This window comes from Streptomyces sp. AA4, assembly GCF_000158875.1.
GTDB lineage: Bacteria > Actinomycetota > Actinomycetes > Mycobacteriales > Pseudonocardiaceae > Amycolatopsis.
This window is the reverse complement of record NZ_GG657746.1, coordinates 3,869,281-3,892,843: the sequence shown is the minus strand read 5'-3', so window position 1 is coordinate 3,892,843 and position 23,563 is coordinate 3,869,281. Positions and strand designations below refer to the sequence as shown.

Annotated in this window: 23 protein-coding genes; 11 read left to right on the top strand and 12 right to left on the bottom strand. The window is 70.5% G+C overall.

All coding sequences use genetic code 11. From position 1 onward, the window contains the following. The first annotated feature begins 74 nt into the window (after positions 1-74). Positions 75-335 (top strand): hypothetical protein, encoded by a 261-nt coding sequence (locus tag SSMG_RS17915; RefSeq protein ID WP_009078129.1) that lies wholly within the window; start codon positions 75-77, stop codon positions 333-335. 36 nt (positions 336-371) lie between these two features. Here the strand turns inward: SSMG_RS17915 and SSMG_RS17910 are convergent, their stop codons facing one another. The 4 genes from SSMG_RS17910 to SSMG_RS17895 form a co-directional block, all read right to left on the bottom strand. Beyond that, entirely contained in the window at positions 372-1,202 is an 831-nt protein-coding gene (locus SSMG_RS17910; protein WP_037714058.1) for a metallophosphoesterase, read from the bottom strand. Beyond that, positions 1,166-2,422 (bottom strand): MFS transporter, encoded by a 1,257-nt coding sequence (locus SSMG_RS17905; RefSeq protein ID WP_009078125.1) that lies wholly within the window; start codon positions 2,420-2,422, stop codon positions 1,166-1,168. The genes SSMG_RS17910 and SSMG_RS17905 overlap by 37 nt, the downstream gene beginning before the upstream one ends. After that, on the bottom strand, positions 2,419-3,003 hold the full coding sequence (locus tag SSMG_RS17900) for a helix-turn-helix transcriptional regulator (protein WP_009078124.1): 585 nt from the start codon (positions 3,001-3,003) through the stop codon (positions 2,419-2,421). Before SSMG_RS17900 ends, SSMG_RS17905 begins: the two co-directional genes overlap by 4 nt. Before the next feature lie 83 nt (positions 3,004-3,086). Continuing rightward, the gene (locus SSMG_RS17895) at positions 3,087-3,656 is read right to left on the bottom strand and encodes a dienelactone hydrolase family protein (protein WP_037714056.1); all 570 of its coding nucleotides are present in this window, start codon (positions 3,654-3,656) and stop codon (positions 3,087-3,089) included. Between the two features lie 245 nt (positions 3,657-3,901). On the opposite strand from SSMG_RS17895, the gene SSMG_RS17890 reads away from it, so the two are divergent. Further along, positions 3,902-5,527 (top strand): ABC-F family ATP-binding cassette domain-containing protein, encoded by a 1,626-nt coding sequence (locus tag SSMG_RS17890; protein WP_009078122.1) that lies wholly within the window; start codon positions 3,902-3,904, stop codon positions 5,525-5,527. A gap of 69 nt (positions 5,528-5,596) precedes the next feature. Here the strand turns inward: SSMG_RS17890 and mshC are convergent, their stop codons facing one another. From mshC to SSMG_RS17870, 4 genes are all read right to left on the bottom strand, one after another. After that, positions 5,597-6,835, bottom strand: a complete 1,239-nt coding sequence (mshC, locus tag SSMG_RS17885) for a cysteine--1-D-myo-inosityl 2-amino-2-deoxy-alpha-D-glucopyranoside ligase (RefSeq protein WP_009078121.1) — start codon at positions 6,833-6,835, stop codon at positions 5,597-5,599. Positions 6,836-6,916: 81 nt separating this feature from the next. After that, complete coding sequence (locus SSMG_RS17880; RefSeq protein WP_009078118.1) at positions 6,917-7,681, bottom strand: MerR family transcriptional regulator; 765 nt, start codon at positions 7,679-7,681, stop codon at positions 6,917-6,919. 157 nt (positions 7,682-7,838) lie between these two features. Next, positions 7,839-9,797, bottom strand: coding sequence for a VWA domain-containing protein (locus SSMG_RS17875; protein WP_009078117.1), 1,959 nt, complete (start codon positions 9,795-9,797; stop codon positions 7,839-7,841). Beyond that, positions 9,797-11,194, bottom strand: coding sequence for an ATP-binding protein (locus tag SSMG_RS17870; protein ID WP_009078116.1), 1,398 nt, complete (start codon positions 11,192-11,194; stop codon positions 9,797-9,799). The genes SSMG_RS17875 and SSMG_RS17870 overlap by 1 nt, the downstream gene beginning before the upstream one ends. A 100-nt stretch (positions 11,195-11,294) precedes the next feature. Here SSMG_RS17870 and SSMG_RS17865 point away from each other — a divergent pair, with 100 nt between their 5' ends. Continuing rightward, entirely contained in the window at positions 11,295-12,092 is a 798-nt protein-coding gene (locus SSMG_RS17865; protein ID WP_037714053.1) for a hypothetical protein, read from the top strand. A gap of 377 nt (positions 12,093-12,469) precedes the next feature. Here the strand turns inward: SSMG_RS17865 and SSMG_RS17860 are convergent, their stop codons facing one another. Then, complete coding sequence (locus SSMG_RS17860) at positions 12,470-13,513, bottom strand: ferrochelatase (protein ID WP_009078114.1); 1,044 nt, start codon at positions 13,511-13,513, stop codon at positions 12,470-12,472. Positions 13,514-13,601: 88 nt separating this feature from the next. On the opposite strand from SSMG_RS17860, the gene SSMG_RS17855 reads away from it, so the two are divergent. Together SSMG_RS17855 and SSMG_RS17850 are read left to right on the top strand one after the other, a co-directional pair. Further along, a complete protein-coding gene (locus SSMG_RS17855; RefSeq protein WP_009078112.1) occupies positions 13,602-14,186 on the top strand; it encodes a TetR/AcrR family transcriptional regulator in 585 nt (194 codons plus the stop codon). A 434-nt stretch (positions 14,187-14,620) separates the two neighbouring features. Beyond that, a complete protein-coding gene (locus SSMG_RS17850) occupies positions 14,621-15,790 on the top strand; it encodes a Cmx/CmrA family chloramphenicol efflux MFS transporter (protein WP_037714050.1) in 1,170 nt (389 codons plus the stop codon). 51 nt (positions 15,791-15,841) lie between these two features. Here SSMG_RS17850 and fabI read toward each other — a convergent pair whose 3' ends face one another. Then, complete coding sequence (gene fabI, locus SSMG_RS17845) at positions 15,842-16,609, bottom strand: enoyl-ACP reductase FabI (RefSeq protein WP_009078109.1); 768 nt, start codon at positions 16,607-16,609, stop codon at positions 15,842-15,844. Between the two features lie 40 nt (positions 16,610-16,649). Continuing rightward, on the bottom strand, positions 16,650-17,354 hold the full coding sequence (fabG, locus tag SSMG_RS17840; RefSeq protein WP_009078108.1) for a beta-ketoacyl-ACP reductase: 705 nt from the start codon (positions 17,352-17,354) through the stop codon (positions 16,650-16,652). Between the two features lie 167 nt (positions 17,355-17,521). Here fabG and SSMG_RS17835 point away from each other — a divergent pair, with 167 nt between their 5' ends. From SSMG_RS17835 to SSMG_RS17810, 6 genes are read left to right on the top strand one after another with little or no spacing between them, the layout of a single operon-like run. Then, positions 17,522-18,844 carry an MFS transporter gene (locus SSMG_RS17835; RefSeq protein ID WP_009078107.1) on the top strand — a complete coding sequence of 441 codons (1,323 nt, stop codon included), beginning with the start codon at positions 17,522-17,524 and terminating at the stop codon, positions 18,842-18,844. 14 nt (positions 18,845-18,858) lie between these two features. Then, entirely contained in the window at positions 18,859-19,524 is a 666-nt protein-coding gene (locus SSMG_RS17830) for a response regulator transcription factor (RefSeq protein WP_037714048.1), read from the top strand. A gap of 4 nt (positions 19,525-19,528) precedes the next feature. Further along, complete coding sequence (locus tag SSMG_RS17825; protein WP_009078105.1) at positions 19,529-20,917, top strand: HAMP domain-containing sensor histidine kinase; 1,389 nt, start codon at positions 19,529-19,531, stop codon at positions 20,915-20,917. Next, a complete protein-coding gene (locus SSMG_RS17820) occupies positions 20,914-21,855 on the top strand; it encodes a TAXI family TRAP transporter solute-binding subunit (protein WP_009078104.1) in 942 nt (313 codons plus the stop codon). Before SSMG_RS17825 ends, SSMG_RS17820 begins: the two co-directional genes overlap by 4 nt. Before the next feature lie 16 nt (positions 21,856-21,871). Continuing rightward, on the top strand, positions 21,872-22,297 hold the full coding sequence (locus SSMG_RS17815) for a thioesterase family protein (RefSeq protein WP_009078102.1): 426 nt from the start codon (positions 21,872-21,874) through the stop codon (positions 22,295-22,297). Next, positions 22,297-22,758, top strand: coding sequence for a tRNA (cytidine(34)-2'-O)-methyltransferase (locus tag SSMG_RS17810; protein WP_009078101.1), 462 nt, complete (start codon positions 22,297-22,299; stop codon positions 22,756-22,758). Before SSMG_RS17815 ends, SSMG_RS17810 begins: the two co-directional genes overlap by 1 nt. On the opposite strand, the gene SSMG_RS17805 is transcribed toward SSMG_RS17810, so the two are convergent. Beyond that, complete coding sequence (locus tag SSMG_RS17805; protein ID WP_009078099.1) at positions 22,745-23,539, bottom strand: alpha/beta fold hydrolase; 795 nt, start codon at positions 23,537-23,539, stop codon at positions 22,745-22,747. The two genes, SSMG_RS17810 and SSMG_RS17805, sit on opposite strands and share 14 nt — an antisense overlap. Between the last annotated feature and the right edge of the window lie 24 nt (positions 23,540-23,563).

The window sequence follows — 23,563 nt, the reverse complement described above, 5'->3', positions numbered from 1 at the left end:
CCTGGTGCCCTCCCGAGCCCGTCTCGTTGACTGGTCCTGCGCGAGCGACCTCGCGCGGACCAGGAGGTACGGGAATGTTCGGCAAGGCACTAGCGGCGGCGGTGCTCGCGGCGGGCGCGATCACCGCGTCGGCGGCGACAGCGTCAGCGGCACCGGTGACGGCGAATGATTTCGGCGCCTGCATGGACTACGCGGTGGGCGAATACAACGTCGAGCCCTGGCTCGCGCACGACGCGTGCGATGCCGGCTCGTTCGAGGAGTGCTACTGGGTCCTGCGCCGCGCCTACGTTCCGGCACAGGTCGCGGCGACCGCCTGCCAGCTCTCGTTCGACTGATCCGCCGAAGGGCGCGACCGGGCTGCCCGGTCGCGCTCAGGCGGTGAGCAGCTTCCGCACCGGGACCGCGCCGCGCGCCCGCTTCCGCCACTCCCGCGGATAGCCGAGCGAAACCTCCTCGAACCGCACGCCGTCGGCGGACGTCGTGCGCGGGATGTGCAGGTGCCCGTACACGGCCAGCTCGGCCCGGTAGCGCAGGTGCCAGTCCTCGGTCTGCGTGGTGCCGCACCAGAGCGCGAAATCGGGGTAGTACAACGGGTTCGTCGGGTGCCGGTGCAGCGGCCAGTGCGACATCAGGATGGTGCGGCGGTCGGCCGGGATGGCGTCCAGCCGGTCGCGGCTGACCTTCAAGCGCTGCTCGCACCAGGCCGCGCGCGATTCGTACGGGTCCGGGTGCAGGTAGTACTCGTCGGTGCACACCACGCCGATCTCGCGGGCGTGCGCGAGCGCCTCTTCGCGGGTCTTGCCCTCGGTCGCCGGGGTGCGCCAGCTGTAGTCGTAGAACACGAACAGCGGCGCGACGGTCAGCGGCTCCGGGCCGAAGTCCCACACCGGGAACTCGTCCTCGGGCGTGAGCACGCCGATCTCGCGACACTGCTCCACCAGGAACTCGTAGCGCGCCTGGCCGCGCAGCTGGCATTCGTCGTTCGGCGTGGTCCACAGCTCGTGGTTGCCCGGGACCCACACGACCTTCGCGAACCGTTCGCGCAGCCGCGCGAGCGTCTCCCGGATGACCTTGGCGGACTCGGCGACGTCGCCGGCGACGAGCAGCCAGTCGCCGGGATCGTCGGGCACGACCTCGTCGACGATCGGGCCGTTGCCCTCGTGGGTCACGTGGAGGTCGCTGGTGGCGAAGAGAGACGGCACTCCTCCACCGTAACGACTTTCCGCGCCCGGAAGCGCCGGAACCGCCCATTCCCCCACCCCAGAACGACCAGTCCGGCGCACACGTGGAGGCCAGCCTGCACGTTCAGCAGCACTGTCGGCCCGGTCACCGCGACGAGCGCGCCGGCCAGCAGCGAACCGGCCGCCGTCCCCGCCGCCATCAGCGCGTACACCGTGCTCAGCACCCGTCCCGCCCGGTCCGGGCCGGTCTCCGCCTGTACGTGCGACAACAGCCCGGCTCCGGCGACCACGGCGGGCGCGCCGACGGCCATGAACAGCCCGACGTAGACCCCGAGCACCGTCGTGGCGCCCGGCAGGTTCCAGATGGCTACCGACATCAGCCCCGCGGCGACCAGGCCCCAGCCCTGCAGCAGCACCGGCGCGACCCGGCGCGCCAGCGTCGCCACCGCGAACCCGGCCGCCAGCCCGCCGATCGCCTGCACGCCGCGCAACAGCCCGGCGTCGGCCTCGCTGCCCCGCAGGATGTCCAGCACAAACACCACGAACAGCACCAGGAACATGCCTTGCGCGAGCGAGGTCAATAGCGCTGACACACTCGTCGCCCGGAGCCGCTTGCCCGTCAGATCGCGGACGCCCGCGAGCCAATCCGCCTGCTCGGGCGCGGTCTTGCGGACCGCTGCCCGGCGGAACGGGAACGCGAGCAGCATCCCCGCCGCGGCGAGCGCGACCAGGTACCCGACGATCACGCGGTCCAGCCCGCCCCAGCCCAGCAGCGCTCCCCCGGCCCAGCCGCCCGCGAGCCGCGCGACGCTGCTGTTCACGCTCATCAGCCCGTTCGCCGGGGTGACGTCCTCGACACCGACCAGCTCGGGCACCAACGCGCTGCGCGCCGGTTCGAACACCGACGCCAGCCCGGCTTGCGCCGCCATCACCGCGTAGACCGCCGCGACCGGCAACTCGGAGCTGGCCAGCAACGGCAGCACCACCACCGCCTGCCCGACGCACACCACCGCCAGCACGACCCGGCGGTCCCACCGGTCGGCGACGATCCCCGCGACCGGGCTCAGCAGCACCGCGGGCAGCAGGCCGAGCACGATGCTCAACGCGGTCGTGACCGCCGATCCGGTGCGGACGAACAGGTACACCGGCAGCGCGACCTGCAGCATCCATTCGGCGGTCTCGCCGAAGAACGCGGAGACCCAGAGCCGGGCGAATCCCGGTGCGGCGAGCAGCCGTCTCATGCCGGTTTCCCGTCGTGCCCGATCCGGCGGAAAGCCCGCATCCCGAGGAAGACCGCGCGGGCGTCGGCGGGCGCGTCCTCGCGGATCGTGCTCACGTAGGGCCGGACCAGGTCGTCGATCGCCTTGGTGAGTGCGTTGACTTCCTCCGGGGTCGCGTTCAATCCGTAGGAGAAGAAGCCGCCTGCCTCGCGCCAGTCCTCGTCCAGCTGCTCGATCGTGTCGAGGTACCGCTGGGTCAGCTCCTGCTCCTCGGCCAGCTCGGTGCCGGTGACCGCCAGCTGTGCCGCCGCGAGCGCCGGGTCGTCGCCTGAGCCGCCCAGCACGAGGCCGACCTGGCAGGCCCGCCACGGCCGTTCCCGCCCGTCGCCGCCCTCGGCCCGCTCCACCAGGCCGTGTTCCGCCAGCTTGCGCAGATGCCAGCTGCAGTTCGACGCCGTCGAGCCGACCGCGTCCGCGCACTCGCTCGCGGTCGACGGGCCGACGGCCATCAGGTGGTGCACCAGCGCCGACCGCAACGGGTGTGCGAGGGCCCGCAGCAGCTCGACGTCGTCGACCCGCTTGCGCGGGGGCAGTTCGGTCATCGGCCGTCCCAACTCTGAAGGGTTTCTTTCGAAACTGTTCTTTCAGAGTTGCAGGCCGCTGCCCCCGCGTCAAGCCGGCCCGGTTACCGCGCGGCCAGGAAGGACCGTGCGCGCTCCAGGAGCACGCCAGCCGCCTCGGGGTCGTAGGCGGGCAGGGAGGAGTCGGCGAAGAGGTGCTGGTCGCCGGGATAGACGAACAGCTCCGCGTTCGCGGCGGAACCGACGAGCTCGCGCGCGGCGGGCAGGTCCTCCTCGAAGAACTCGTCGTGCTCCTTGCCGTGGATCTGGACCGGGACCCCGTCCGGCCAGGCCGGTCCGAACTCCTTGACCGGAAGGCAGGAGTCGATGAGCAGCGCGCCGCGCGCACCGGGGCGAGTCTGCGCGAGCCGCTGCGCGATGGTGACGCCGAAGGAGAAACCGGCATACACGAGGTGCTCCCCCAGCGCCTCGGCCTCGGCGACGCCGCGCTCGCGCAGTTGCTCGAAGCCTGCCTTGCGCGCGAAGGCGAAGCCGTCCTCGATGCTGCCGAACGTCCGCCCTTCAAACAGATCGGGCGTGTGCACCGTGTGCCCGGCCCGGCGCAGCTCGTCGGCCACGCTCCGGACTCCGTCGGTCAATCCCTGAATGTGGTGGTACAGCACGATTTCAGCCACGTCGGAGCCCCTCAGTCGATGAACCAGTTGCCTGAACTTCGGCAACGCTAGCGCCACCGCGCGCGAACTCCGCGAAAAACCATTTGCCCGGCGAGACGCCCTCCGCGTTATGCTCTCCGCCATCATGGACAGCTGAACCGAGCCCTCCCCGCATCGAGGCCGCTCCCGGTCGAGCCCTGCTCCCGGGAAGCCGCGCGTTGCCCGTCGGGGATTTCGCTTCCACCGCAAAGGCCCGGTGTTCACTCATGTCTACTGTCCTGCACGCCTCCGACCTCGTTTTCGGCTACGGCGCCCGCACCGTCCTCAACGGCGTTTCGCTCGTCGCGTCGCCCGGAAGGCGGATCGGTCTCGTCGGCGAAAACGGGGTCGGGAAATCCACCCTGCTCCGGCTGCTCGCCGGGCTGGAAGTCCCGCGCGCCGGCGACGTCGTGCGGCACGGCGACCTCGGCTTTCTCTTCCAGGAACTGCCGTTCGCCGGCACCGCGAGGGTTTCCGACGTCCTCGACGAGGCGCTCGCCGAGATCCGCACCGCCGCGGCGACGCTCGACAAGCTCGCCGCCGTGCTCGCCGAACGTCCCGACGATCCGGAGGTGCTCAGCGAGTACGGCCACGTCCTCGAATGGGCGCAGGCCCACGACCTGTGGGACGCGGACCGGCGCGCCGATCTCGTCCTCGCCGGTCTCGGGCTCGGCGACATCCGGCACGACCGGCGGCTGCACACGCTCTCCGGCGGCCAGCGGTCGCGGCTCGGACTGGCCGCGCTGCTGGTCCGGCGGCCGCGGATCATGCTGCTCGACGAGCCGACCAACCACCTCGACGACAACGCCATGGAGTTCCTCGAGCGCCATCTCGCGGAGCTGACCGGCGTCGTCGTGCTGTCCTCGCACGATCGCGTGTTCCTCGACGCGGTCTGCACCGACATCGTGGACCTGGACCCGGTTCCGGCGGACCGCCGCGTCGGCGGCGCGACGCGCTACGGCGGCAGCTACACCGACTACCTGGGCCAGAAAAAGGCCGAACGAGCGCGGTGGGAGCAGCGGTTCACCGAAGAACAGGAGGAACTCAAGCAGCTGCGGGAATCCGTGCACGGCACCGCGCGCCGCGTCGCGCACAACCGGGCGCCGCGCGACAACGCGAAGATGCTCTACGACTTCAAGACCGGTCGCGTGCAGAAGCAGATTTCCCGCCGGGTCCGCAACGCGCAGCTCAAGCTCGAAACGCTGGAGCGCGAGCAGGTCCGCAAACCTCCCGCGCCGCTGCGGTTCCGGGCCCCGCTCACCGCGGACACCAGCGGCGAAGGCCCGGCGGTGTCGGTGCGCGGCATCGCGGTGCCGGGCCGGGTGCAACTGGACGAGCTGGACGTGGACCGCAGCGCGCGGCTCCTCGTGACCGGCGGCAACGGGGCGGGCAAATCCACGCTGCTGTCGGTGCTCGCCGGTCAGCTCACCCCGTCGGCCGGGACTGTCCACTTCGGACCCGGCGTGCGGGTCGGGTTGCTGGAGCAGGACGTCACGTTCGCTCGGCCCAAGCGGACCGCGCAGGAGGTGTACCGCGCCTCCGCTGGCGAGGCGGCGCCTTCGCTGTCCACGCTCGGGCTGCTGCCGCCGAGGGAACACGACCGTCCGGTCGGCGAGCTTTCGGTGGGCCAGCGTCGCCGGTTGGCTCTGGCGGTGCTGCTCGCGGAACCGCCGGACGTGCTGTTGCTGGACGAGCCGACCAACCACCTGTCGCTCAGCCTGGCCGAGGAACTGTCCGAAGCGCTGGACAGCGCGCCGGGCGCGGTCGTCCTTGCCTCGCATGACCGGTGGCTGCGCCGCCGCTGGGAAGGCGACCACCTGGCGCTGGCGGACGGCCAACGCCAGGATGTATAGGTCGTTATACAGTTAGCAGAACGGGCAGTGGCCGGAGCGATTTCCGGCCACTGCCCGTTCCCGAAAGGCTCAGAGCACGATGCCCAGCAAGGCGTCCACGGCCTCCTTGATCAGCCCCGGAGCGGCCTGATCGGTGCCGTCGCGGCGCAACGCCGACGTGACCCACGCGTCGATCGCGGTGAGGGCCTTCGGCGTGTTCAAATCGTCGGAGAGGTGGTCGCGCAGCCGGGCCACGGTGTCCTCCGCGTCCGGTCCGGCGGGCAGCGCGACCGCTTCGCGCCAGCGGGCCAGCCGCTCCTGCGCGTCGACCAGCAGCTGGTCGGTCCACGCCCGGTCCTCGCGGTAGTGCCCGGCGAACAGCGCGAGCCGGATCGCCGCCGGGTCGACGCCGTCGGCGCGCAGCCGCGACACGAAGACCAGGTTGCCGCGGGACTTCGACATCTTCTCGCCGTCCAGCCCGATCATCCCGGCGTGCACGTAGTGCCGGGCGAACGGGTGATCGGCGGCGACGGCCTCGGCGTGCGCCGCGCTGTACTCGTGGTGCGGGAAGATCAGGTCGGAACCGCCGCCCTGGACGTCGAACCCGAGCCCGAGGCGGTTCACCGCGATCGCGCTGCATTCGATGTGCCAGCCCGGCCGTCCGGCGCCCAGCTCCGACTCCCACGACGGCTCGCCTTCGCGCGCGACGCGCCACAGCAGCGCGTCCAGCGGGTGCCGCTTGCCGGGACGGTCCGGGTCGCCGCCGCGCTCGGCGAAGAACTTAGCCATGGTCTCGGCGTCGTAGCTCGACTCGTAGCCGAACCGGCCGGTCGCGTTGTGGTCGAAGTAGACGTCCGGGAACTCGGCGTCGTCCGCGCGGTAGGCGCTGCCGTCGGCGAGCAGCTTCGCGATGACCTCGACGATCTCCGGGATCGCCTCGACCGCGCCGACGAACTGGCGCGGCGGCAGCACCCGCAGCGCCTCCATGTCCTCGCGGAACAGCGCCGTTTCGCGCATGCCGAGCACGATCCAGTCGTCCGAATCGCGTTCCGCGCGCTCGAGCAGCGGCTCGTCGATGTCGGTGACGTTCTGGACGTAGTGCACCTCGTGCCCGTTGTCCCGCCAGATCCGGTTGACCAGGTCGAACGCGAGGTAGGTGGCGGCGTGGCCGAGGTGGGTGGCGTCGTAGGGGGTGATGCCGCAGACGTACATCCGGGCGGCGGCGCCGGGTGCCGTCGGGCGGACCTGCCCGGTCGCGGTGTCGTGGAGCCGGAGGGGGCGGGGCGTGCCGGGCAGCCGGGGCACGGCGACGGATGACCAAGTCTGCATGCCTCCGACTGTAAGCGTGACGTCCGTCCGTTATCCCACCCGGTGGGAGGGACAGCTGTGGTGTCCCTCCCACCGGAGCGGTCAGGCCCGCTGCCGGACGGCGTTCGCCCGCACGACGTCCCGCACGTACGCCCCGATGCCGGGCCGCTGCTCGTCCTCCCGGACGAGGAACGCCAGCTGCGCGGGCTCGTCGGCGTACAGGTCGGCGATCTTCTGCTGCATCGCGTACCCGCACTCCCCCATCACCGCCGACAGCATCGCCCGGTGCTCCTCGGCGAGCTCGGCCGCCGCCGGGCTGTCCGCGGGCGCGCCGTCGTCGACCAGCGCGAGCAGCCGGCGCACCCAGTCCTTCCTCCGCCGCTCCGCCTCGGCCCACTCCTCCTTGGTCTCCGGCAGGTCGGTCCGCTGCCACTCGGCGCAGCCGCCCCACCGGCGGACCACCTCCTCCGAGTAGCCGTCCGGCGCCTGGAACCCGCCGAACACTTCGAATTTCTCCTCGGGCGTCAACGCGTTGCCCATGGCTCTCGCCTCCAGCAATCGATCGACGGCCGCGACCATGTGCGCGATCCGGTCCGCCTGCGCCACCAGCAGCTCCCGCTGCCGTTTCAGGTGGGCGTCGGCGCCGATTCCCGGATCCGCGAGCACGGACGCGATCGTCTCCAGGGGAAAGCCGAGCTCCCGGTAGAGCAGGATCCGGTGCAGCCGGTCGAGATCGGCGGGCTCGTAGCGCCGGTAGCCGGACGCGGTCCGCCCGCTCGGCGACAGCAGCCCGATCTCGTCGTAGTGGTGCAGCGTGCGCACGGTGACGCCGGCCAGCGCCGCCACCTCGCCCACCCGGTAGCCCATCGGTCTCCCCTGTCGGTTCTTCGGCCGTGCGGCCCTTGCGAGAACCACGATCACGCCTCACGCCGCGTGAGGGTCAAGCCTGGCGGACACGGCTGTTCGGCGCGAGCACGAACGAAGGACGCGTCGAGGTGTTCGACCACGGACCTTCGCCGAGGGGTCAGCGGCGCCGCGTGCGGAGGTAATCCCCCACTACCGCCGCGCCCAGGCCGTCCAGGTCCGGGGCCACGACCCGGCCGCCGGAGCGGCGGGCGATGGTGTCCACGAAGGCTTCCAGCCGCGGGTCGTCGCCGAGGCGGAACACGGTCACGGACGCGCCCAGTTTGGCAATCCTGTCCACTTCGGACAGTGTCTTGTAGATGGTCGCCGGTTCGGGCGGGTAGGAGAATTCCGCCTCGCCGTCGGGTTCCAGGTGGGCCGTGGGTTCGCCGTCGGTGACCATGAGGACCACCGGCTGGGCGTCCGGGTGGCGGCGCAGGTGCCGTCCGGCCAGCAGCAGCGCGTGGTGGGCGTTGGTGCCTTGTTCCCAGGTGCCTTCCAGACCCACCAGTTCCGGCAGTTCCACCGGCATCGCGTAGCGGCCGAAGGTGATCAGCTGCAGCGCGTCGTTGCGGAACCTCGTGCTGATCAGCTGGTGCAGCGCCAGCGCGGTGCGTTTCATCGGCAGCCAGCGGCCCTCCTGGACCATCGACCACGACGTGTCGACCAGCAGCGCGACGGCGGCCCGGGAGCGGTGTTCGGTCTCGATGACCTCGACATCCTCGACATCGAGCCGAACGCTCCCCGCGCCGACCGCGGTGGAGCGCAATACGGCGTTGCGCACCGTCCGCGGGACGTCCCAGGGCTGCATGTCCCCGAATCGCCAGGGGCGGCTGGAACCCGTCGGTTCACCTGCCGCGCCCGCGGATTCGGTCTCTCGTTCCCCGGCTTTGCCGCGCAGCGAATTGACCACATCGGACAGTGCGGTCTCGCCAAGACGGCGCAATGCCTTGGGAGACAACCGCAAGGTGCCGTCCGCGGCGCGTTCGAACAGGCCCTGCTGACGCAGTTCTCGTTCCAATTCGGACAGCCGGCGCGCGTCGACGCCCGCGTCCGGACCGAGCTGGCGCTCCAGCGCCTCCAGATCGATGTCCTCCAGGCGGGCACCCGGGTACGACTGGCCGAGCTGCTCGGCGAGCGCGTCGAGTTCCGCGAGATCGGCCATCGCCTGTGCGCCTTCGCCGAGGCCCAGCGGGTCTTGCCCGCGGAAGCGCGAGGACGACGTCCAGTCCTCCCCCGGCCGCAACGCGCGCAGCTGGGAGTCCAAAGCGGACAGCTGCTGCGCCAGCCTCGGGTCGCCGAAGGCCTGCTGCGCCAGCTCGGCCAATTCGGCCCGCTGTTCCTCGGACATCGAGTTCAGCATCCGCTGTGCGGCGGCGGAACGGGCGGCCAGCACGTCGATCAGCTCGTCGACGTTCTGCGGGTTCTCCGGGAAGAACTCGCCGTGCCGCCGCATGAACTCGCTGAAGCGTTCGTCGATGTCGCTCGCGCCCTGGGCGTGCGCGGAAAGCAGCGCGTTGAGGTCGCCGAGCATCTGGTTGATCCGCTCGACGTCCTCGGGCCCGGCGTTCTGCATCGCCTGTTTCATGCCCTGGAAGCGCGCGTCCAGCATCTCGCGGCCGAGCAGGTCGCGGATCTGCTCGTACTTCTGCCGGGCTTCGTCCGAACGCCAGTCGTACTCGTTCAGCTCGCGGACCGCCGCGGCGGTGCCGGGCGGCAGCGCGTCCAGCTGGGCTTCGCGGAAGCGGGCCTCGTCGTCGGGGTCCGGGAACAGCTCCCGGCGCTCGGCTTGGAGCGCTTCCTGCAGCAGCTGCTGGACCTCCTGCAGCGTGCCGTCCAGCCGGTGCCGCCGCTGGATCTGCGAGCGGCGCTGCCACAGCCGGCGGGTCAGCTCGTCGAGACCGGCGGTGCGTTCGGTGCCGCGGCGCAGCAATTCCTCCAGCGCCGACCGCGGGGACGAGCCGCCCATCACTTCGCGGCCGATCTCGTCCAGCGCGTCCCGCAGGTCCGCGGGCGGGGCCAGCGGATCCGGCCCGTCGTGCCACGGGCCGTAGGAATATCCCTCCGGTAAGAGCGGCATTATTCGCCGTACACCGTCGTGTCGCCGTCGGAGTCCTTCGCCAGCCTGCGGGCGAGGAACAGCGACTCCAGGGCAAGTTCGACGGCCGCCGCGATCCGTCCCGCGGGTTCGTCCGCGGACACTCCGGCCCGCTGGGCGACCTCGTGCAGCACGGGCAGTTCCGGCAGCGCCGCAAGGACTTCCGTGCCGGGCACGCGCTCGCCGGTGGCGACCAGGTGGCCGTCGGCCACCGCGTCGGACAGCGGCCGCAGGTCCAGTCCGGCGAACCGCTCGCGGGCGGTTTCCGCGATCGCGCGGCGCATCAGGTGCACGAGGTGCTCGACCTCGCGGCCTTCCTCGCCGGGTTCGAACTCGACCTTGCCGCGCAGCACGGCGGGCACGGCTTCGAGATCGACCGGACGCGCGACCGCCGGGTCCTCCCCCGTCACCGCGGCCCGGCGGAGCGCGGCCGCCGCGACGGTTTCCGCCGCCGCCACCGCGAACCGGGCGGACACGCCGGAACGCTGGTCGATCACCGGCGATTCGCGCAGGTTGCGCACGAACCGGGCCAGCACCTCCAGCAGCGGCTCGCCGACCTCCGCGACGAGGTTCGCCTCCTGGCGCACGACGGCGACCTCGGACTCCACGTCCAGCGGGTAGTGCGTGCGGATTTCCGCGCCGAAGCGGTCCTTCAGCGGCGTGATGATCCGGCCGCGGTTGGTGTAGTCCTCGGGGTTGGCGGTCGCGACGAGGAGGACGTCCAGCGGCAACCGCAGCGTGTAGCCGCGGACCTGGATGTCCCGTTCCTCCATCACGTTCAGCAGTGCGACCTGGATTCGCTCGGCGAGGTCGGGCAGCTCGTTGATCGCGACGATGCCGCGGTGCGCGCGCGGCACGAGTCCGAAGTGGATGGTCTCCGGGTCGCCGAGGCTGCGGCCCTCGGCCACCTTCACCGGGTCGACGTCGCCGATCAGGTCGCCCACGCTGGTGTCCGGCGTGGCGAGCTTTTCCGTGTAGCGCTCGCTGCGGTGCCGCCAGGCCACCGGCAGGTCGTCGCCGAGTTCGGCGGCGCGCCGGATCGAGGCGGGCGTGATCGGGTCGAGCGGGTGTTCGCCCAGTTCGGAGCCCTCGATGACCGGGGTCCACTCGTCGAGGAGCCCGGCCAGGGTGCGCAGCAGGCGGGTCTTGCCCTGGCCGCGTTCGCCGAGCAGGACGACGTCGTGGCCGGCGAGCAGGGCGCGTTCGAGCTGGGGCAGCACGGTGCGGGAGAAGCCGACGATGCCGGGCCACGCGTCACGGCCCTCGCGCAGCGCGGCGAGCAGGTTGTCGTGGATCTCGCGCGCGATCGGGCGCGGGGCGTATCCGGCGGCGCGGAGCTCGCCGGCAGTACGGGGAAGAGCGTCGGGAACAGCATTCACCTCTTCGACGCTACTGACCGTTCCGGCATCCGTCGACGTGGAGCGGCTCCAGCCGGGCGGGGATCGGCGGAGGCGGGAGGAACCGGTAAAATGAGCAGTCGTGTGCCGACCCAGTGCGACCCTCGCCGTCTGGTCCTCCGCGTGGCTGAACGGGGCCGCGGCGTCCGACGACGTCCTCGACGCCCTGCAGGACTGGGCCGAGGCCCACGACGTGGTCGCGGCCGATCCCGCCGCGGCCGACGCGTTCGATCTCCCGCTCGCCTTTCACCGGGCGGCCACTCCCGTGCAGCTGCTGCTCGCGTTGCGGGCGCAGGGAGCGGTCAGTGTTCAGCTCGTGCTGCCGGTTCCAGGCGATGTGCGGGGTCTTGGCGGCGGCGGGCCGTTCGCCGAGGCGGCGTTGCGGTGCGGCGAGGCGGTGGTGCTCGGCGGGCTCGGGTTCGGGCTGGTGCCGGAGCCGATCGCCGAGGGGTTGATGCGGTGGACGGTGTATTCGCTGCCCGCGCCGGTTGCGTTGGAGTATCAGCCGCTGCCGGATGCTGAGCACGGGTTGACGGACGCTATCCGGGCCAGTGCGGGGGCGTTGCAGGCGTTGGACGTGGCGAGCGACCGGCCTGGGGTGCGGGCCGAGTTGTCGGCGCATTTGCGGGCCCGGCCTCAGGTGGAATGGCCTGCAGGGACCCCTGGGCGGGCGTTGCGGGTTCTGCAGCGGGCGGAGGAGATTTCGGCGATTCTGGCGGTTGCGCAGGCGGATGATCCCGGTGGGGCGTTGTCGGCTTCGGCGGTGAACCGGCGGGCGGAGGCGTTGCGGCCGTTGGCGGAGGCGGTTCGGGGGGCTCGGACTGCGTCCGTCAATGAGGCGGTTCGGGTTTTTGCTGAGCAGGGGGATCGGCAGGTTTGAGGGGGCCTGGCGGCTCGTCGCCCTGGCGGGCGACATTGCCGTCCCCTGGTTGCGTGGGGCACCCCGAAGCTTGATTGTGCTGACGGTTCGGGGGTGCTTGTCAAGGCGGGAAAGATGCCTTGACAAGCACCCCCGAACCGCAGGGCGGCTTTGTATCGGGGTTGGGGAGGGGCTGGGTGCCCCCGGCGGTTGGGAGCATCGGCTGCGGTTTGTTGCGCGGTTTGGGTGGGTGGTTGCTGTGGGGAGCGCGGTGTGCGGGTAGCGCCCCAATGTGGCATTGGGTGCATGTGACGCACCCAATGTGGCGTTCGGTGCGTCTGACGCACCCAATGTGGCATTGGGGCGCTATCCGGGCGGCGCGTGTGGCGTGACGAAGGTCAGCGGGTGGGGCGGCGAGGGGGTTCGCAGCAGGCGACTGCGCAGGGGGCGCCGTTGACGGTGCAGCCTGCCGCGGGGAACGGGGAGAGTTTCCGGGCGGGGGCATCGTCCAGGTGTTCGCGGACCAGTTCCACCACCATTTCCGCGAACCTCGGGTCGGCGTCCGGCGTGGCGGCGCGGGCGAAGGCCATGCCGTGTTCGGCGGCTCGGTCTGCTGCCTCGTTGTCCAGGTCCCAGATTACTTCCAGGTGGTCGGCGACGAAGCCGATCGGGCTGACCACCACGGAGTCCACCCCCTGGGCGTGCAGGGCGTCGATGTGGTCGACGATGTCCGGTTCCAGCCACGGGATCTGCGGCGGACCGGAGCGCGACTGCCAGACGACGTCGTACTCGGCGATTCCTGCTTCGGCAGCAACGAGGCGCGCGGCTTCGGCGATCTGGTTCGAGTAGCGGCGGCCGCCCTCGGAAGGGGGGCCGGAGGCCAGGTCGGCGCTTTCCGGGATCGAGTGAGCGGTGAAAACCGTACGGGTGCCGGCGCGGTCGCCGAGTTTCGCGTGGGCTGCGCGGACTGCGTCGGCTACTGCGGCGACGAACAGCGGGTGGTCGAAGAATTGGCGCAGCTTCACCAATTCCGGCGCACCTTCGCCGACGGCGGCGCGGGCCCGTTCGATGTCCTCATCGTACTGGCGGCACGCGGAGTAGCCGCCGTACGCGCTCGTCGGGAACACCAGCGCTCGGCGGACGCCCGCGTCCTTCATCCCGGCCAAAGTGTCCTCGACCATCGGCGCCCAGTTGCGGTTGCCGAAGTGCACCGGAAGCTCGATGTTCTCCGCCGCGAACTGCTTCTCGACCGCCGCGATCGCGGCCCGGTTGAGCCGGTTGATCGGCGAGACCCCGCCGAAGTGCTGGTAGTGCTCAGCAACCTCGAGCAACCGCTCCCGCGGCACTCCCCGGCCCCGGGTGACGTTCTCCAGGAACGGCATCACCTCGTCGGGCCCCTCCGGACCGCCGAACGAAAGCCATAGCAACGCGTCGTAACCCACGGTGCTCCATCCTGCCCCTGTGGCGCTCCGCACGCCTCGGCGGCCCAGTTGTGTACTGACCTATCTAAAATGTGTTAGCGTGGTGGACATGCCGAGGCCACGAGAGTTCGACGAGACCGAAGCGCTCGAAGGTGCCATGAATGCCTTCTGGGCGCGAGGATACGAAGCGACCTCGACCGAGGAACTCTGCGCCGCCACCGGACTAGGTCGCAGCAGCATCTACAACACGTTCTCCAGCAAACACGAACTGTTCCGGCGCGTACTGGACCACTACTCCCACCGCGGCATCCGACTGCGGGAATCCTTAATGGACAGCGCCCCAGACGGACTGGGCGCCATCCGCCTGCTCCTCACTTCCACCATCGACGACGAACTGGAAAACGGCAGACGCGGTTGCCTGATGGTGAACACGATCGCCGAATTCGGCACCACAGACCCGGAATTCGCGGCGCAAGTAAACGCGGACACGGAAGCACACCTGTCAGCCTTGGTGCACTTCGCCCGCACCGGACAGGCAGACGGCAGCGTCACCCGCGACCGCGACGCCGCCGACATCGCGAACTTCATCCACGCCACCATCTCCGGACTCCGAACCATGTCCAGACGCGGCGCGGAACGCGAGGCACTGACCTCAGTAGCGGAAATCGCGGCAAGCGCAGTCGCCAGGCGTTAACCACCGAGCCGCCAGCACCCGAAGCCACCTTTAGCCCTCTCCCCACTCACGCGAATGCACCCAATGCGGCATTGGGTGCATCCCACGCAACGAACGCCACATTGGGTGCGCCACACGCACCCAATGCCACATTGGGGCGCAAGCCCCACCCCAAAAACACCGCCGCCGACGCACCCAACTCCGGGGGCACCCAGCCCCTCCCCCAACCCCGATACAAAGCCGCCCTGCGGTCGGTAGGTGCTTGTCAAGGCATCTTTCCCGCCTTGACAAGCACCTACCGACCGTCAGCACAATGAAAATTCGGGGTGCCCCACGCAACCAGGGGACGGCAATGTCGCCCGCCAGGGCGACGAGCCGAACCCCAAGCCCAAAACGAGGCCACCGCCGCCCTCACCCCCATTCTGTACTACCGATTCCAGAAAGAGAGCCCCCTCGTGCCCCTAGCCGTCTTCGTGCTCGGCCTCAGCATCTTCGCGCTGGGCACCTCCGAGTTCATGATCACCGGCCTCCTCCCCGGCATGGCCTCCGACCTGCACGTCACCATCCCCGACGCAGGCCTCCTGATCTCCGCCTTCGCCATCGGCATGGTCGTCGGCGCCCCGCTCCTGGCCATCACCACCCTCCGACTCCCCCGCCGAACCACCCTCCTAGGCCTCCTCATCGTCTTCGCCGCAGCACACCTGATCGCCGCCACCGCAGACGGTTACGCCATCCTCTTCGCCACCCGCATCATCAGCGCGATCGCCTGCGCCGGATTCTGGGCAGTAGCCGCCGCAACCACCGTCAACCTCGTCCCGGAAGCCCGCCGCGGCCAAGCCCTCGCAGTCCTGGTCGGCGGCCTCACCATCGCGAACGTCGTAGGCGTCCCAGCAGGAACCCTCCTCGGCCAGCACGCAGGCTGGCGAAGCGCCTTCTGGGCAGTAGCCGCACTGACCGTCGTAGCCGCCCTCGCCGTCCTGCTCTCAGTCCCGCGCACCACAAAGCAAACCGAAGCACCTCGAATCGCCGAAGAACTGCGCGTGTTCCGCCGCAGCCGACTGTGGCTCGCGCTAGGCGTGATCGCACTCCTGCAAGCAATGGTCTTCGCGACGTTCAGCTACCTCGCGCCCTTGCTGGTCTCCGTCGCCGGACTGCCCGAATCCGCCGTCCCAGTAGTGCTCTCGCTCTTCGGCGGCGGCGCGGTAATCGGCATTTTCGCGGGCGGCAAACTAGCCGACGCCTACCCGTTCGCAACGCTCTACGGCAGCCTCGGCATCGCCGTCGCCGCCCTCGTCGCTCTCGCCTTCGCCACCAACCCAGTCGTCGCAGTGGCCGCAGTACTCGTCCTCGGCGCAGCGGGATTCGCCGCGAACCCAGCGCTCAACGTGCGCGCCTACGCCGAGGCAGGCGGCACCTCCACACTCGTCGGCGCAAGCACGACGTCCGCCTTCAACGTAGGAAACACCGTCGGCCCCTGGCTCGGCGGCACGACGATCAGCGCCGGGCTCGGCTTCTCCAGCGTCGCCTGGGTGAGCGTCGCACTCGGAGCACTCGCGCTGGCCGCTCTCACGTACGCGCTGCGCCTGCACCATCGCGACAACACACCAGAACTGGCGACTGTCTAAAAGGGAATGGCCCCGCGGGAAACACTCCCGCGGGGCCATCGCCAAACCAGCTCAGATGCCGAGCGCGTGCACCCCGCCGTCGACCATGATCATCGAACCAGTGGTCGCGGGCAGCCAGTCCGACAGCACCGCGCACACCGTCTTGGCGGTCGGCTCCGGGTCCGCGGAGTCCCAGCCGAGCGGCGCGCGGCCGTCCCAGCCGCCTTCGAGTTCGCCGAAGCCGGGGATCGACTTGGCGGCCATGGTCTTCATCGGGCCGGCGCTGACGAGGTTGACCCGGATGCCCTGCGGGCCGAGTTCCTTGGCCAGGTACCGGTTCACCGACTCGAGCGCGGCCTTCGCGACGCCCATCCAGTTGTAGACCGGCCACGCGACGCGCGCGTCGAAGTCCATGCCGACGATCGAGGCTCCGCGGCCGAGCAGCGGCAGCGTGGCGACGGCGAGCGACTTGAACGAGAACGCCGAGACGTCCACCGCGACCTTCACGTCGTCGCTGGGCGCGTCCAGGAACGGCGCGCCGAGGCAGCTCTGCGGCGCGAAGCCGATCGAGTGCAGGACGCCGTCGAGGCCGTCGACGTGCTCGCGGACGCGGTCGGCCAGCGAGTCGAGGTGCTCCTGGTTCGTGACGTCCAGTTCCAGCACCGGGGCGGGCTCGGGCAGCCGCTTGGCGATGCGCTCCACCAGCGACAGCCGTCCGAAGCCGGTGAGCACGACCTTCGCGCCCTCCTGCTGGGCGATGCGGGCCGCGTGGAACGCGAGCGAGGCGTCGGTGATGACGCCGGTGATCAGCAGCCGCTTGCCTTCGAGCAATCCGGGCAACACGTCCTCCAGGTCGTGGGTGGTCTTCTCGGGAAAAGAGTCAGTGGCCGAGGCCGAGGCCGCCGTCGACGGGCAGCACCGCGCCGTTGACGTAGCCCGCCTCGTCCGAGGACAGGTACCGGACCGCGGCGGCGATCTCGGCCGGTTCGGCGTAGCGGCCGGACGGGACGTTGGCGAGGATCTCCTTGCGCCGCTCCTCGCTGAGCGCGTCGGTCATGTCGGTGTGCACGAAACCGGGAGCCACCACGTTCGCGGTGATGTTGCGCGAGCCCAGCTCCCGCGCGAGCGAACGCGCGAAGCCGACCAGGCCCGCCTTCGAGGCGGCGTAGTTCGCCTGCCCGGCCGAGCCGGAAAGGCCCACCACGGACGAGATGAACACGAACCGGCCCCAGCGGGCGCGCAGCATGCCGCGCGAGGCCCGCTTGGCGACGCGGAACGCTCCGGTGAGGTTCGCGTTCAGCACGCGCTCGAACTGCTCCTCCGACATCCGCATGAGCAGCGTGTCGTCGGTGAGCCCGGCGTTGGACACCAGGACCTCGACCGGACCCTGGTGCTCCTCCACGAGCTTGAACGCCGTGTCCACCTGCTCGGCGTCGGTGACGTCGGCCTGCACGCCGAACAGCCCCTCCGGCGCGCCGGACCCGCGGTGCGTCACCGCGACCCGGTGGCCCTGCTCCGCGAGGTCGCGGGCGATCGCCAGCCCGATCCCACGGTTGCCGCCGGTGACCAAGACCGACCGTCCCACTGCGTTCTCCTCGTCGTCTTCGCGGTTGCGCCCGCCTGAGGCTATCGGCTGGGCTGACCGGCGGCGCATCCGGCACTCCCGTCCTAAGCGACGGTAAGGAACCGCGTCTCGACCTTGATGGTTACTGCCCGGTTGGTCACCGTGAGTCGCGACACAGGAGGTCAAGGATGACTACCCGGATCCAGGACGCCGGCTCGGCGCGGGACGAGCGGCGCGTGGTCGGCAACGTGCTGCGCGGCTCGATCGGCAATCTCGTCGAGTGGTACGACTGGTACGCCTATTCCGCGTTCACCGTCTATTTCGCGAAGGCGTTCTTCCCCGGCGGCGACGCCACCGCGCAGTTCCTCAACACCGCGGCGGTCTTCGCCGTCGGATTCCTCATGCGCCCGCTCGGCGGCTGGCTGCTCGGCCGGTTCGCCGACCGCTACGGACGCCGTTCCGCGCTCGTGCTCTCGGTTTCGATGATGGCGGCCGGTTCGCTGCTCATCGCGGTGACGCCGGGCTACTCGACGATCGGCATCGCGGCGCCGATCCTGCTGGTGTTTTCCCGGCTGCTGCAAGGGCTTTCGGTCGGCGGCGAATACTCCACCTCGGCGACGTACCTGTCCGAAGTGGCCACTCCCGGCAAGCGCGGCTTCTACTCCAGCTTCCAGTACGTGACGCTCGTCGGCGGGCAGCTGCTGGCGCTGGGGCTGCAGCTGATCCTGCAGAGCGTGCTCACCGACAAGCAGATGGGCGATTGGGGCTGGCGGATCGCGTTCGTTGTCGGCGCGCTCGCGGCGGTGATCGTGATGGCGCTGCGGCGGTCGATGGACGAGTCGGAGAGCTACCAGCGGGTGACCGAGGGCGCGGAAACCGGCAAGGGCGAGCGCGGGACGCTGCGCCAGCTCGTGAAGTACCCGCGCGAGATCCTGCTGGTCGTCGGCCTGACGCTCGGCGGCACGGTCGCGTTCTACACCTACGCGACCTACACGCAGAAGTTCCTGGAGAACACCGCGCACATCCCGCGGCGCACGGTCACCGTGATCATGTTCCTCGCGCTGCTGGTCTTCGCGATCCTGCAGCCGCTGGCCGGACGGCTGTCGGACCGGATCGGCCGCCGGAAGCTGCTGATGTTCTTCGGGATCGCGGGCACCCTGCTGACCGTGCCGATCATGACGCTGATGGCGCGCACCAGCCAGCCGTTCCTCGCATTCCTGCTGCTGCTCGGCGCGCTGGTGATCGTGACCGGCTACACCTCGATCAACGCGATCGTGAAGGCCGAGCTGTTCCCGACCCGGATCCGCGCGATCGGCGTCGGCCTGCCCTACGCGCTCACCGTCGCGATCTTCGGCGGGACCGCAGAGCTGATCGCCCAGGCGCTGAAGAAGGCGGGGCACGAATCGCTCTTCTTCTGGTACGTCGCGGGCTGCGTCCTCGTGTCGCTCGTCGTGTACGCGACAATGCGGGAAACTTCGCGTTCGTCCGCTCTCGAACGCGGCGAGGACTGATCAGGAGGACGGCCGTGCGCGTGCTGCTCGTCGAGGACGACACCGGGGTCGCCCGGGCACTCGCCGAAACGCTGCAAGCGCACGGCCACTCCGTCTCGTCGGTCGGCCGCGGCTCGGACGCCCTCACCCGGCACCGGGACGCGGACCTGCTGCTGCTCGACCTCGGCCTGCCGGATCTCGACGGGCTCGACGTCCTGCGCAAGATCCGGCAGGTGTCGCCGGTGCCGGTGATCGTGCTGACCGCGCGCGACGACGAGCGCTCGGTGGTCCGGGCGCTGCGCTTCGGCGCGGACGACTACCTGGCGAAACCGGTGCGGATGGCCGAACTGCTGGCCCGGATGGACGCCGTGGCGCGGCGCGCGGGCAGCTCCTCCCCCGCCCCGAAAGACCCGGTGGTGCGGATCGAGGACGTCGAGATCGACCTGGCCGCCCGCCGCGTCGTGGCCGGCGGCCGGGACATCGGGCTGACCACCAAGGAATTCGCCGTGCTGGCGGTGCTCGCCGCGCGGCCCGGCACCGCGGTGAGCCGCCAGCAGCTGATGGACGAGGTGTGGGGCGACGCGTACCTCGCGGTTTCGCGCTCGCTCGACGTCCACATGACCCAGCTGCGCGCGAAGCTCGACCGGCCCGGCCTGCTCACCACGATCCGCGGCTTCGGCTACCGGCTCGGCCGGGGCTGACCCGGTGCGCACTCGCCTGCTGGCCGTCCTGGTCACGCTCGCGCTCGCCGTCGTGGCGGCATTCGCCGTCCCTCTCCTGTCCGCGACCGCCGACCAGCGGACCCAGCAATTGGTGATTTCTCGCAGCAGCGACGTCGACCGCTTCGTGGTGCTCGCGCAACAGGCGGTCGATTCCGGCGACGCGACCGCGTTGAACGCCGACGCGCGGCAGTATTCGTCGTTATACAGCGAAGGCGTGCTGATCGTCGACGCGCAGCGGCGGCCGCTCGTCGAAACCGGCGGGCTGACCAGCAGCGATCCGGCCGCGCGGGCCCTCATCGAGGCGACGCTGCGGAACCAGCCGGACTCGCCGGTCGAGCGGATCCGGCCGTGGTCGGACGCTCCGGTGCTGTTCGCGCGCCCGGTCGGCACCGGGACGCGCGTCTCCGGCGTGGTCCTGCTGCGCGCGTCGGTGACCGCCGCGGCGGCCGACGTCGGCGCGGCGTGGAGCGCGATCGCGACCGGGGCGATGGTGGTCGCGGCGCTGTTCGTGCTGCTCGCGGTCCTGCTGTCGCGGTGGATGGTGCGGCCGCTGGTGGAGCTGGAAACCGGCGTGCTGGCCGTGGCGGGCGGACGCCGGGCGCAGGTGCCGGAACGGTCCGGGCCGCGCGAGCTGCGGTCGCTCGCCGCGTCGGTGAACCGGATGTCCGACGCCGTGGTCGAATCGGCGAACCAGCAGCAGCGGCTCGTCGCGGACACCTCGCACCAGCTGCGGAACCCGATGGCCGCGCTGCGGCTCCGGCTCGAACTGCTCGGCACCGAGGTCGAAAACCGCCCGGCGTACGAGGCGACGGTGGCGGAAGTCGAACGGCTGGAACGCATTCTCGACGGCCTGCTCGCGCTGGCCACCGCGGAAAGCACCGCGACCCGGCTGGCCGCGCGCGCTGATGACGAGCCCGCCGACCTGGCCGCGGTCGTAGCGGAACGGGTCGACGCTTGGCGGTTGTCCGCCGACGAAGCCGGCGCGACCCTCGTGCCGTGCGAGGGGCATACTGAGCCGCTGCTGGTGCACACGCCGGAGAGCGAACTGGCGCAGATTCTCGATGTCCTGCTGGACAACGCCGTCCACCACGCCGGTCAGGGAGCGACCATCACCGCCGCTTGGGAGTCCACTCCGGACAGTGTCACGCTGATCGTCACCGACGACGGTCCCGGTCTCCCGCCGGAGGACCTCGCCCGGGCCACCGAACGATTCTGGCGCGCGGGCGGCGACGGCGCACCGCGCGGGACCGGCCTCGGCTTGGCCATCGCCCGCGAGCAAACCCGTGCCCGGGGCGGGGTTCTGGAGCTGCGCGCGGTCGAACCGCACGGCTTGCAAGTCCGGATCACGCTGCCCGCGGCGGTGACCCCATGACAGTCACCCGCCGCGCCGCCCTCCTCGGCGGCCTCGCCCTGACGCTCGCCGCCTGCGACGACACTTACCGCGGCCCGGAGCGGAAGATCACCATCGCGTCCGGCGAACCCGGCGGGTTCTATCTGGCCTTCGCGGAAGTTCTGGCCGCCGAGGTGTCGCGCGCTGAACCGCGCTTGCACTGCAGCGCGCTCCCCACCGAGGCGAGCGTCGAGAACGTGCAACGCGTCCAAGACGGAACGGCCGACTTCGGCCTGGCCCTCGCGGACGTCGCGCAATCCGCCATTACCGGCGGCACACCGTTCGGGAAACCCGTTCCGCTGCAAGCACTCGGCCGCGTCTACGAGAACTATCTGCAGCTGGTCGTCCGCGCCGAGGACCGCCTCACCGACCTGCGTTCCCTGGCCGGCCGCCCGATCTCAGTCGGCGCGAGCCGGTCCGGTGCCGCGCAGCTGGGCGAACGGGTCTTCGCCGCGAGCAACATCCCGGTCCAAGCCCAGCACCTGCCGCTGAACGACGCGGTCGCCGCCCTGCACGACCGCCGGATCGACGCGTTCCTCTGGTCCGGCGGCATCCCGACCCCCGCACTCGCCGACCTCAACCGCACGACGCCGCTCTCGCTCATCCCGCTCGCGTCGGTGCTCCCGCAGCTGCGCAAGGCGTACGGGCCGCTGTACGAGCAGGTGCAGGTGCCTGCCGGGGCCTACCGCGGGGTGGGCGCGCTCGGGACGATCGGGGTGGCGAACCTCTTGGTCTGCTCGCCTAAGCTGCCGTTCGACGTCGCTGCCGCTGTGGTGCGGGTACTCGTTGAACGAGCCGCCGAACTCGTGCCCGCGCAAGCTGTCGGGACGCAGTTCCTCGACGTGCGCACCCTGATCGGCACCCACCCCGTCCCGCTGCACCCGGGGGCGGCCGACACCTACCGCGCCCTGCACGGCTGATCGCTAGATTGGTCGGGTGACCGAACGCCGACCTCTCGTCGAAATGCCCCTCCGCGTGCGCTATCACGAATGCGACGGCCAGGGGATCGTCTTCAACGCGCATTACCTGGCCTACGCGGACATGGCGGCGTTCGAGGTGGAGAGAGCACTGTTCGGTTCGCACGACGGGCTGCTCGCCACCGGGGTCGACCTGGTGGTCGCCGAGTCGCATCTGCGGTATATCGCGCCCTGCCGTTACGACGACGAACTGGTGGTCGCCGTGTACCTCGTGCACCAGGGCACCACGTCGATGCAGTTCGAGCAGGAAATCCGCCGCGACGGCACGGTGACGACCGAGATCCGACTGCGGTACGTGTTCGTGGACACCGCCAATTACCGCAAGGCGGAGCCGCCGCCGGAGGTGCGCGCGGCCTACGCCAAGTACCTTCCCGAGGCGGCGTGATGTTCCGAGTTCTCTTCTACCGCCCCGAAATCCCGCCCAACACCGGCAACGCGATCCGGCTGGCCGCGAACACCGGATGCGAGCTGCACCTGGTCGAGCCGCTGGGATTCACCTTGGAGGACAAGCAGCTCCGCCGGGCCGGGCTGGATTACCACGACCTCGCGCGGGTCCACGTGCACGCTGATCTGGCCGCGGCGTGGCAAGTCCTCCTGCCCGCGAAGGTGTATGCGTTCAGCGCGACCGCGACCCGGCTGTACACCGATGTTTCTTACGCACCCGGCGATGTGCTGATGTTCGGGCCGGAATCCGCCGGGCTGCCGGACGAGGTTCAGCGGGCCGCGGAGGTCACCGACCGGCTGCGGTTGCCGATGCTGCCGAACAACCGGTCGCTGAACCTCGCGAACACGGCCGCCATCGCCGTCTACGAGGGCTGGCGGCAGAACGGCTTCACGACGCCGTAGCTGATCCGGCGGCAGGTGCGAAGGCCGTGATCGCGTCGGCGAGTTCCGCCGGAGCTTCCAGCGGGATCAGGTGGCCGGTTTTCGGAAGCACCGCGAGGTTCGCTCCGGAAAGGTAGGGCACCAGGTTGTCGACGAGGATGTCGACCGGCTCGACCTGGTCGTTCTCTCCGGCGACCACGAGGGCGGGGACGCTGATCCTGCGGGTGTGTTCGCTGATGTCCTCCGCGATGCCGCGCAGCGGCCACTCCGTGCGCGCGGCGTCGGCACTGGCCCGCGAGTCGGTCGCGATCTGCGCCTTGACCGGCTCGGACAGCTCGGTCGCGGTCAGGATGTGCTCCCGTGCGCTGGCGACGGACTCGGCGGAGTCGTAGGCATGGGAAAGGCCTTCCCGGTACGTGGGAGTGACCTCGGCGGCGGGCTTCGCCGGGGCGGGGCCGACGAGAACGATTCCGCGGAGTCCGTCGGGCCGGGCCGCCGCGACGAGTTGCGCGACCTTGCCGCCCATGGAATGTCCGACGAGGACGTAGTCGGTGACGCCCGCATCGGCGATCACGGCGAGCGTGTCGTCCGCGAGCTGGCGAAGAGTGTAAGGGCCCGCCAGGTGCTTCGAGCGGCTCCAGCCGCGGAAGTCGACAGTGAGCATGTCGCGTCCCGCGAGACGGTCTACGACGAGGTCCCAGGTGCGGGCGGAGCCGCCCCAGTAGTGCAGGAACACCAGGGTCGGCCCGGTCCCCGGCCGATGGTCGTAAGCGGGCAGTAGCTGCTGTTGCGTCGTGGTCATAGTGGCCCTTTCGATCAGTGGTGT